This window comes from Pseudoalteromonas sp. S1610 (assembly GCF_005887465.1).
Classification (GTDB): Bacteria; Pseudomonadota; Gammaproteobacteria; order Enterobacterales; family Alteromonadaceae; genus Pseudoalteromonas; species Pseudoalteromonas undina.
Genome location: NZ_PNDI01000059.1, coordinates 1 through 9,201, shown reverse-complemented (window position 1 = coordinate 9,201; position 9,201 = coordinate 1). Strand labels below are relative to the sequence as shown.

Here is a 9,201-nt window from a genome sequence, read left to right as displayed (position 1 = left end):
GCTCTACCAACTTAGATATCGAGGCTCTTAAAATGTGCTAATTAAATGTTAATAAAACACTTTATTTAAATAAAGTGGTGCCGACTAACCGAGTCGAACGGTTGACCTACTGATTACAAGTCAGTTGCTCTACCAGCTGAGCTAAGTCGGCACTGCTTTAGTACGGGGCGAGATTCTAGAGTAAGGTTTATTGGGATGCAACCAAAAAATTAAAAAAAATGTGATTTTATGCTTCAAACGCTCACTATTCGCGCAAAAAGCGGTTTTTTTGTTGTTTTTAACTCTTTTTAGCTAACTCATACCAGTAATTTAAGCCTTTCATCACTAGCATTGGGTCGAAAATACTGTCTGAAAAATACCCTTGTAATAGCTGACCATAACCACCAGCAAAAATTAAAAGGCTATTTTTTGTATTTAAATGCAGCTTTGCTTGTTCAATTGCGCCAATAGTTGCCACTAAAGCACCATTTTTTAATCCGTTAGGAGTGTTTTTGCCAAGCTCATTAGCAAATGGCGTGTTTTCATCATCAAATACGCGCTGAGTATTTTGAGTGAGTGAGGCAGTCATTAAATCAAGCCCTGGTAATATCCAACCACCTAAGTGCTGTCCATCATTATTAAGGACGTCTATAGTCGTTGCCGTGCCAGCATCAACAACAATTGCGGCCGTATTAGGGTAAAGCGTATAACCACTAATGAGCGCCAACCATCTATCTATACCCAAATTACCCACTTGTTGATACGCGCAATGCAACGTACCGAGCTCATGACTAACCGTAGCCTCAAAGCAATCGATATTTTGTGCTTGGGCTTTTTCTAATAGCTGCTTGAGTAATTCACTACGACCCACACAAGCGTAAACAACAACCGTAATTTGCAGCCATGGAATATTATTAGTATCGCATGGCTGTATTTGCCCATCTTGCCACAATACAGCTTTGAGCGAGGTATTACCTACATCAATGAGTAATCTCATGCTTGCGCCTTTCTTAATGAAATCTCACCGCCATAATAACTTTTCACTTCACCGTCTTGGCGAATACGTACACCACCGTGCGCATCTATACCTTCACAAATGCCACACCAGCTACGATGCCCGGTATTAAGCTCTACCTGCTGACCAGCAAATGCATTTAATGCATTCCATTGTTGATACATAGTTTGTAAGCCATTCTCACGATATTGCGCTAAGCGTTGCTCTAAACAATAAGTTAATGAAGCTACTAGTTGATTTTTATCTAGCTGCTGGGTGTGCTGACTTAAATCGGTCCACGCTTGGTCAATGTACTGACTGGCACTTTGTGGCATATTTAAATTAATACCAATCCCTATTACCAACTTACATGGCCCTTGTGGCTGCCCATCTAATTCTACCAAGACACCTGCGAGTTTTTGTTTGTTTATATAAATGTCGTTTGGCCATTTAAGCTCTACTTCAATACCATAAAGTGCTTTTATCGCATCATACACCGCTAAACCAACAGCAATTGATACGCCCATCGCGGCTTGTAAGCCATCGTCTAAGCGCCAAAAATAACTGTAGTATAAGTTTGCACCAAAGGGTGATTGCCATACTCGGCCTCGACGCCCCCGCCCTGCTTGCTGCATTTCGGCTACAATCACGGTGCCCGATTCGAGCGCTGCTTTAGCTTGAATACGGCGCATTAACTCGCTGTTGGTTGAATCAATCAGTGGTTGCACTTCAATATTCGCGGTATTAGCGCCTAACTCAGCATAGTGCTGCTGTATGCTTTGCTGATTAAGTAAACCTACTTGGTTATTTAAGCAATAGCCTTTACCTGAAACTTTAAATACATCTAAGCCCATAGCCTGTAAGCTTTGAATATGCTTACTTACCGCCGCGCGACTTATTCCTAATTCATCACCTAGTGCTTGCCCAGAGACAAACCCACCTTCATTCAGTGCATTTAAAATAGCCAGCTTGTTTCCATCTGGTGCCTTCATACTGATTGCTCCAAAGAGATATGGCATTCATTGTCTTGATCAATTAACCGCACTTCGTGTTCTAAACTTATGTTGTAACGTGTTAAAACAATATCCTGAATGTGAGCAATCATATTAATTAAATCATCCCCTGTACTATTACCATGATTAACTAGTACCAGCGCTTGTTGTTGATGCACTTCTATACCTGCAATTTTATATCCCTTTAATCCCGCTTGCTCTATTAACCACCCTGCAGCTACTTTATGGTGACCGGCACCATGCGGGTAATGAGGTACCTCAGGATATGTCGTAATTAACTGTGCTAATTCACTATTGGTGATAATAGGGTTCTTAAAAAAACTGCCTGCATTAGCCAGCTTATAGGGATTTGGGAGTTTGCTGTTACGCGTTTGTATCACTTGTGCGCACACTTGCTGTGGCGTCGGGTTTTTTAGTTGTTGTAGCGGCCCATAACTGAGTACTGGCTGCCATATTTTGGACAACTTAAAGTGCACTTGGGTGATCACTGCTTTATTTTTTAGCGCGTGTTTAAATACCGATTCACGATAAGCAAAGTGACATTGCTGATTAGTTAAAGATTTAAAGCTACCGCTATCAATATCAAAATAGTCAACAGCTTCAATAAACTGAGCTATTTCTACGCCATAGGCACCAATATTTTGTACTGGTGCAGCGCCGACTGTACCAGGGATGAGAGCTAAGTTTTCAAACCCCGCGATACCTTGCTCCAGCAAGTAAGTCACTAATTGATGCCAATTTTCACCGGCAGCTACACTAACTAAAAAGTTATGCGAGCGCTCAGTTATAGTAATGCCTTGGGTTGCCATTTTAATGACCGTGCCTGCATAGTCATTTAAAAAAATAGTATTACTGCCCTCACCCAACAAACAAAAAGGGACTTTAAAGCACTGACTTTTAAGCTGCGCTGAGTCGGTAATCTCGACAAAATTTTGGCATTGGCTACTTAATGCAAATGTATGTAGGGGTTGTAATGAGTGCGGCACAAAGCCCTCTAAAGGTAGCAGTAATTAATCGCTCTAGTTTAACTCATCGTCGCAAATTGCGCATCAGCTTGTAAAAATTGTTCAACCCACTGCAGCAATCATGATATAAAACCTGCACTTTTTTTATTTGTACTCAAGGTAATTATGAAAATCAAACCTCTTTTTTTAAGCCTCGCTATGGCAGGTATGTGCTCGCAAGCAATGGCCAGCGCTATTGATCAAAATTCCTACGCCAACCTTGATGATGTTATCACCACGCATTTAAACCTTGATTTAGACATCGACTTTGCTGATAAGCAATTGGAAGGTTTTGTTGAGCATACGCTACAGTGGCAAAATGCCAACAGTAAAAAGCTAGTACTTGATACCCGTGATCTTGATATTGATAAAGTGATGTATCAAACGGCAAATGGCAATTGGCATAAAGCTAGTTTTAACCTTGCTAACCGCGATGATGTTAAAGGCTCAAAACTAACTATTACCTTTAAAAATCAAGCACAAAAAGTTCGTATCTACTATAACAGCCGCCCAGAAGCGTCTGGCTTACAGTGGTTAACGCCAGAGCAAACTGCCAGTAAAACTCACCCGTTTATGTATAGCCAATCGCAAGCGATTCATGCACGTAGTTGGATCCCAGTGCAAGATACCCCAGCAATGCGTGTAACTTATAATGCGCGCATTCATACCCCTGAGGATATTCGTGCAGTAATGAGTGCTGATAATAAAGATGCTCTTTATAAAGATGGTGATTACCACTTCACTATGCCACAAGCAATTTCACCTTACTTAATTGCAATTGGTGCAGGTAACTTAGAATTTAAGGCCATGTCTAAGCAAACTGGTATTTTTGCAGAGCCAACTATTTTAGACGCCTCGGTTGCTGAATTTAATGACACCCAAGCGATGATCGACAAAACCAATGCCATGTACGGCGACTATGCATGGGGTCGTTATGATTTACTTATGCTACCACCTAGCTTTCCGTTTGGTGGTATGGAAAACCCACGCTTATCATTTATTACGCCTACGGTTGTTGCCGGCGATAAAAGCTTAGTTAATCTGATTGCGCATGAACTTGCACATTCTTGGTCTGGCAACTTAGTGACGAACGCTACATGGGAAGATTTATGGTTAAACGAAGGTTTTACCTCTTACGTTGAAAACCGCATTATGGAAGAGGTATTTGGGCGTGACCGTGCTGTTATGGAACAAGCACTTGATGCAGCTGGCCTGCGTGCGCAACTTAAAACCATTGATGCCCCAGATACACGCCTTAATTTAAAACTAAATGGCCGCGATCCGGATGATGCGTTTAGCTCAGTGCCTTACACAAAAGGTCAGCTATTTTTAATTTACCTAGAAGAAAAATACGGCCGTGATAAGTTTGATGACTTTGTTAAGACCTATTTTAATGAGTTTGCATTTAAATCGCTAACCACTGCGCAATTTGTTTCTTACATCAAAGCTAACTTAATTGAAAAGTATCCAGGCGTAGTGAGCATGGATAAAGTAAACGAGTGGATTTTTCAGCCCGGTTTACCAAGTGATGCACCTAACCCAACCTCTGACGCGTTCGATAAAGTCGATACTGTAACAGCGAGCTGGTTAAAAGGGGATACAACTGCCGCACAATTACCCACTGCAAATTGGACTGTGCATGAGTGGCTACACTTTTTAAACAACTTACCGCGCGATTTAAGCATTGAAAAAATGACTGAATTAGACAGCGAGTTTAACTTAACCCAATCAACCAACGCAGAACGTGCGTTTGCATGGTACATGCTAGCAGTAGGTAATGGTTACCAACCGATTTACCCTGCGCTTGATAAGCATTTATCGGGTATTGGTCGTCGTAAGCTTATCGTGCCGCTTTATAAAGCGCTTATTACCAATGGTAAAAAAGATTGGGCACAAAGCGTATACTTAAAAGCACGTCCGGGTTATCACCCACTGGCGCAAGGTACCATTGACGCATTATTTAAATAGCGTTATCAATAAATTAAAAAGGGCCAACTTGGCCCTTTTTTAATGCTTAATTATTTTGTTACTTTATCTAAAAAAGCCTGCCTTTCAGCGAGCGTTGCTTGTTGCCACCAAAAGTCGAGCATATTGGCAGCGCTTGGCATGCCCTTACCATTAATTGGCGCAATCGGTTTAATTGGGCGGCTTGGTTTTTGTGGGCCGGCAGGGGTTTCTGAGGCCTGCTGATTAAACTGTGAACTTTGTAGTTGTCGTTCAGCTATCACATTTAATGGCTCAGCTAAGGTACTGCCTTTTGCTTTTAAGCTTACTTGCGGTGCCTCAGCAAATACTTTCGCTGCCACCGCATTTTCAGCACGATTAAATACTAAGGTGTAATCTTTACCTGCTTCAACAGTTACATTGACCCAAAAAGGCTCTGACTCAATCACTTCGTGATCGTCATAACCTAAATCATATAAATCTGTGTATTTAAGCTTTAACTGATAAGTACCCGGTGCTAATTCAACATCATCAACACGACTAAAAATCGAACTTTCAATGACTCGTTCACCCACTTGTAAAGGAACAAACTCCTCTGGAAAGTAAATGTTTTCTGCCAAACTAGATGCACTCACCAAGAGCGCCGCTACACTGCCTAATAATATTGATTTACGCATAATTACTCCTTTAGTTGATTTCAGTTTGACACTGCTGGCAAAATTTGTCATTAGTGACATACATATTAATCGAACAAATTAGAGTCATCATTATGAGTCAAGAGACTATTTTTACTAAAATTATTAATCGTGAAATTCCTGCTGACATTATTTACGAAGACGACCTAGCACTTGCATTTAAAGATATTAACCCTCAAGCACCCTTTCATGCGTTGATTATTCCTAAACAAGCCATTGCCACGATTAATGATGTCACTGAGGAAAACTCACATCTTGTTGGTCATCTATATGTGGTAGCGGCTAAGCTTGCCAAACAACTTAATTTTAGCGATGACGGCTACCGCGTGGTGATGAACTGCAATGAACACGGTGGACAAACCGTTTACCATATTCATTTGCATATGCTGGCGGGAAAAGAAATGGGCTGGCCTCCGTATCAAAACACTAAAAAAGTTGCCCTTTAGTCACCCATTAAATCCTGTATCTTAAAAAATACATTAAAAATACGGCGTTTTTCTTATATACCAAAAAAACAATTACTTATTTGCAACATTTTATGTTTAAATAATTGGAAATCGCACCTTTTCTCCAGTGAAATTGTTATTCCCTAATACAAAAGGTGTGCAGGGATCGTGGTAAGATTAATTAGCCAGCTTTATAAAAGAGTAAAAAAACATGAGCAGTTCAGCCTTTTTGTTGTTAGACGAAGAACCAATTAACACTATTGGTATTAACGTTTTAGAGCCTTTGTTAAAAACACAGGGCCTTGACGTAACTACGGGTACAAATATTTTAGATGTTCCGGTAGGTACTCGCTTATTGTTCATTGAAACATCAAGTAAAGACGCGTGGACTAAGCTAAAAGAACAACTCGTTAATTTGCGTATCAAATGCGATATTGTGTTGTTTAATTTAGATGAAAACCCAGAGCTCGCTAATCGTGCATTACTCAGTGGTATTCGCGGTGTATTTTACACCACCGATAATGCTGATGTACTCATGAAAGGGATTCGTTTACTACTTGAAGATCAGCTTTGGTATCGTCGTGATATTATGTGTAATGCGCTTAACCGCATGCTGCAATTTAATAAAGACGCACTACACAAGCTAACCGATGGTGATATTGAGCCAATCAAACTCACTAAACGTGAAAAAGCAATTATCTCGTTAATGAGTAATGGTTCTAAAAATAAAGAAATTGCTGAAGAGTTAAGCATTAGCCCGCACACGGTTAAGACTCATTTATACAGTGCATTTAGAAAAACTAAATGTCGTAACCGTATTGAACTACTCTCTTGGGCACAACAAAATATTCCTGACGAGATTCGTTAAGGCTTATTTTAATAAATTCAATACAGGCACTTTAGGTGCCTGTTTTTATATCTTCTTTAAAATGGGGTCTTAATGCTCGACTCATTTACGCTTTATTTTGCCAGTATCGCTGTCATGACAGTGATGACGTTACTAAATTTTTTAACTTGGCGTACTAACAAGCATATCCCCGGCACGTTACTTTATATCTCCTACCCTTTACTACTATTAGCCGCCATTGTGGGCTTTGCGCTCATAGGGAAAATCCCTGAAAAGCTTGCCATTACCTTTGCTAATAGCATGATGTTTTTAGCGTCCATTGTGCATTGCTTATCGCTGAGTCAGTTTTTAAATTATCGTGGTCGTGGTTTTAAATTTGTTTGCCTATTTACCGCTGCCAGCGCTTTATTGCTTGTTTACTTCACTTTTTTTCAGCCATCTATGCGCTCACGGGTTTATATTTCTGACTTTCAACATATTGTAGAAGCCGCTTTTTTACTATTTGTTTTTTTTAAATATGCGCGAAAACCTTATCCTAATGCCAGTATTGTTTACATTATTATTTTAACCTTGGTTGCAGCCAGTTTTATCACTCGAACTATTTTTATGGATCGCGTTGCACAACAAGATGCCATATTAAACCCATGGTTTGACTCACTATTATTTTTGAACAGTGTGATTGCTCCTATGTTTTATGCAGCCGGTATGGCGCTATTGTGTAATGAACGCAGAGAATTAAGGCTTAATAAACTTACCGAAAAAGCACACAAAGACTTAGAGATTCGCGGGCTCTTTTTATCAACTATAAGCCATGAAATACGCACCCCATTAAACGGCATTTTAGGCAGCGCACAACTGGTGTTAAACCAAACGAGCGACAGCCGCAATAAAGCTTATTGCGAAGCCATTATCAACTCAGCTGAGTCACTCAACTTACTAGTAGATAAAGTGCTGGAATACGCAAGCTTAGATCAGCATGACGAAGCCTTGTACGAAGAAGACATAGAGTTCAAAACTTGGCTACAAAACTTATGCCTGCTGTTAAGTCCTCTGGCCGAACAAAAACAGCTTAAATTTGAGCTTGCCTGTAACATCCCTGATAAAGCCTGTTATTACTGCGACCAACAAAAGCTCAGACAAATCATTATTAATCTTGTTGGTAATGCGATTAAATTTACCGACACCGGCACAGTAAAAGTACAGATTGATTTAATTAATGAAACTCAGCTCGATCATACTCTTAAAGTAAGTGTACTCGATTCAGGTCCGGGTATTGAAAAAGATGAAATTGATTACTTAACTGAGCCCTACATTCAAAGCAGCGCCGGTAAGGAAAAAGGCGGAACGGGGCTTGGTCTGGCTATAACTAGTCGCCTTCTCGATAAAATAAATAGCCAACTAGAAATCACCAGTGAGCTGGGAGTAGGTAGCGTATTTAGCTTTAACATGACACTAGCCATAGGTGAACTTAGCCTTGTAGAGCAGCGCCATCAAAGTAAGGATTATTTAACCGGACTTGATGTGTTACTTGTTGAAGATTTAGATTTAAACCAAAAAATAGCTGTTGAATTTATGGCTGACGACGAGCATAAAATTAAGCTCGCTAAAGATGGCAAAAGTGCGATTGAGTTGATGAAAAAATATCACTTTGATGTGGTGTTACTTGATATGAACTTACCCGACTTAACAGGGCAGCAAGTGCTAAAAAAACTCAAACGAGTGGAGCATAAAAATCAGCGAACTCCAGTGCTGGCCTTTACCGCCAGTTTGAGCCCTGATGAAATAAAAGAATACTTAGCACTGGGTATTAAAGACATTGTTGGCAAGCCATTAAAGCAAGAAAAACTACGCCAAGCATTGAGTGATTCACAGTCAACACAAACCGCTAGCATTGCCGTCGAGCTGGTTGATACGTTATACGATGAAACTGCCACAGAAACCCTAACAAGCTCTTTTAGTATTGATGAAGTATCTTCTATTTATAATGAGTTTATCCTATCTGCGCGTAACAAACTGAGCCGTTGCCAAGCTTTATTAGAGCAAGACCCCGAGCAATGCATTAAGTTATTACATCGCCAAGCCAGCACCGCAATGCAACTTGGCTTTAATAGCTATGGACTGGCTCTTAAAAAAATTGAGCGACGCCTGCTAGATAAAAAACCATTAAATAACTCGTTAAATGAAGCCAGCACACTGTGGCAACACAGTTTAGAGGCGTATTTAAAGTATGTACGCCAAGGGCTAGGGTAATACGGTTACGGGCTTCGGGCTACCAAGTT

Annotated in this window: 8 protein-coding genes and 1 tRNA gene; 4 read left to right on the top strand and 5 right to left on the bottom strand. The window is 40.3% G+C overall.

Going from position 1 to position 9,201, the window contains the following annotated elements; genetic code table 11:
* Positions 1-75 precede the first annotated feature (75 nt).
* The 4 genes from CWB77_RS16360 to murB all read right to left on the bottom strand — a co-directional run bounded on the left by CWB77_RS16360 (position 76) and on the right by murB (position 2,972).
* Positions 76-151: transfer RNA gene (locus CWB77_RS16360), tRNA-Thr, on the bottom strand.
* A gap of 126 nt (positions 152-277) precedes the next feature.
* On the bottom strand, positions 278-976 hold the full coding sequence (locus tag CWB77_RS16355; RefSeq protein WP_010392297.1) for a type III pantothenate kinase: 699 nt from the start codon (positions 974-976) through the stop codon (positions 278-280).
* Positions 973-1,965, bottom strand: coding sequence for a bifunctional biotin--[acetyl-CoA-carboxylase] ligase/biotin operon repressor BirA (birA, locus tag CWB77_RS16350; protein WP_138623640.1), 993 nt, complete (start codon positions 1,963-1,965; stop codon positions 973-975). The genes CWB77_RS16355 and birA overlap by 4 nt, the downstream gene beginning before the upstream one ends.
* Complete coding sequence (gene murB, locus CWB77_RS16345; protein ID WP_138623638.1) at positions 1,962-2,972, bottom strand: UDP-N-acetylmuramate dehydrogenase; 1,011 nt, start codon at positions 2,970-2,972, stop codon at positions 1,962-1,964. Before murB ends, birA begins: the two co-directional genes overlap by 4 nt.
* Positions 2,973-3,116: 144 nt before the next feature.
* Here murB and CWB77_RS16340 point away from each other — a divergent pair, with 144 nt between their 5' ends.
* Positions 3,117-4,958 (top strand): M1 family metallopeptidase, encoded by a 1,842-nt coding sequence (locus CWB77_RS16340; RefSeq protein ID WP_138623636.1) that lies wholly within the window; start codon positions 3,117-3,119, stop codon positions 4,956-4,958.
* A 50-nt stretch (positions 4,959-5,008) separates the two neighbouring features.
* On the opposite strand, the gene CWB77_RS16335 is transcribed toward CWB77_RS16340, so the two are convergent.
* Complete coding sequence (locus CWB77_RS16335; RefSeq protein WP_138623634.1) at positions 5,009-5,611, bottom strand: DUF2057 domain-containing protein; 603 nt, start codon at positions 5,609-5,611, stop codon at positions 5,009-5,011.
* A gap of 92 nt (positions 5,612-5,703) precedes the next feature.
* Here CWB77_RS16335 and CWB77_RS16330 point away from each other — a divergent pair, with 92 nt between their 5' ends.
* The 3 genes from CWB77_RS16330 (at position 5,704) to CWB77_RS16320 (ending at position 9,172) form a co-directional block, all read left to right on the top strand.
* Positions 5,704-6,075, top strand: coding sequence for a histidine triad nucleotide-binding protein (locus tag CWB77_RS16330; protein WP_010392287.1), 372 nt, complete (start codon positions 5,704-5,706; stop codon positions 6,073-6,075).
* A gap of 211 nt (positions 6,076-6,286) precedes the next feature.
* Positions 6,287-6,943 (top strand): helix-turn-helix transcriptional regulator, encoded by a 657-nt coding sequence (locus CWB77_RS16325; protein WP_008108518.1) that lies wholly within the window; start codon positions 6,287-6,289, stop codon positions 6,941-6,943.
* A gap of 72 nt (positions 6,944-7,015) precedes the next feature.
* Positions 7,016-9,172 (top strand): response regulator, encoded by a 2,157-nt coding sequence (locus CWB77_RS16320; RefSeq protein WP_138623632.1) that lies wholly within the window; start codon positions 7,016-7,018, stop codon positions 9,170-9,172.
* The last annotated feature ends 29 nt before the right edge of the window (positions 9,173-9,201 follow it).

Bases quoted from the DNA above. Each gene is read 5' to 3' on its own strand.
- CWB77_RS16320 (WP_138623632.1), top strand. From the start codon at position 7,016: ATGCTCGACTCATTTACGCTTTATTTTGCCAGTATCGCTGTCATGACA.
- CWB77_RS16340 (WP_138623636.1), top strand. From the start codon at position 3,117: ATGAAAATCAAACCTCTTTTTTTAAGCCTCGCTATGGCAGGTATGTGC.
- CWB77_RS16335 (WP_138623634.1), bottom strand. From the start codon at position 5,611: ATGCGTAAATCAATATTATTAGGCAGTGTAGCGGCGCTCTTGGTGAGT.
- CWB77_RS16325 (WP_008108518.1), top strand. From the start codon at position 6,287: ATGAGCAGTTCAGCCTTTTTGTTGTTAGACGAAGAACCAATTAACACT.
- CWB77_RS16355 (WP_010392297.1), bottom strand. From the start codon at position 976: ATGAGATTACTCATTGATGTAGGTAATACCTCGCTCAAAGCTGTATTG.
- CWB77_RS16330 (WP_010392287.1), top strand. From the start codon at position 5,704: ATGAGTCAAGAGACTATTTTTACTAAAATTATTAATCGTGAAATTCCT.
- birA (WP_138623640.1), bottom strand. From the start codon at position 1,965: ATGAAGGCACCAGATGGAAACAAGCTGGCTATTTTAAATGCACTGAAT.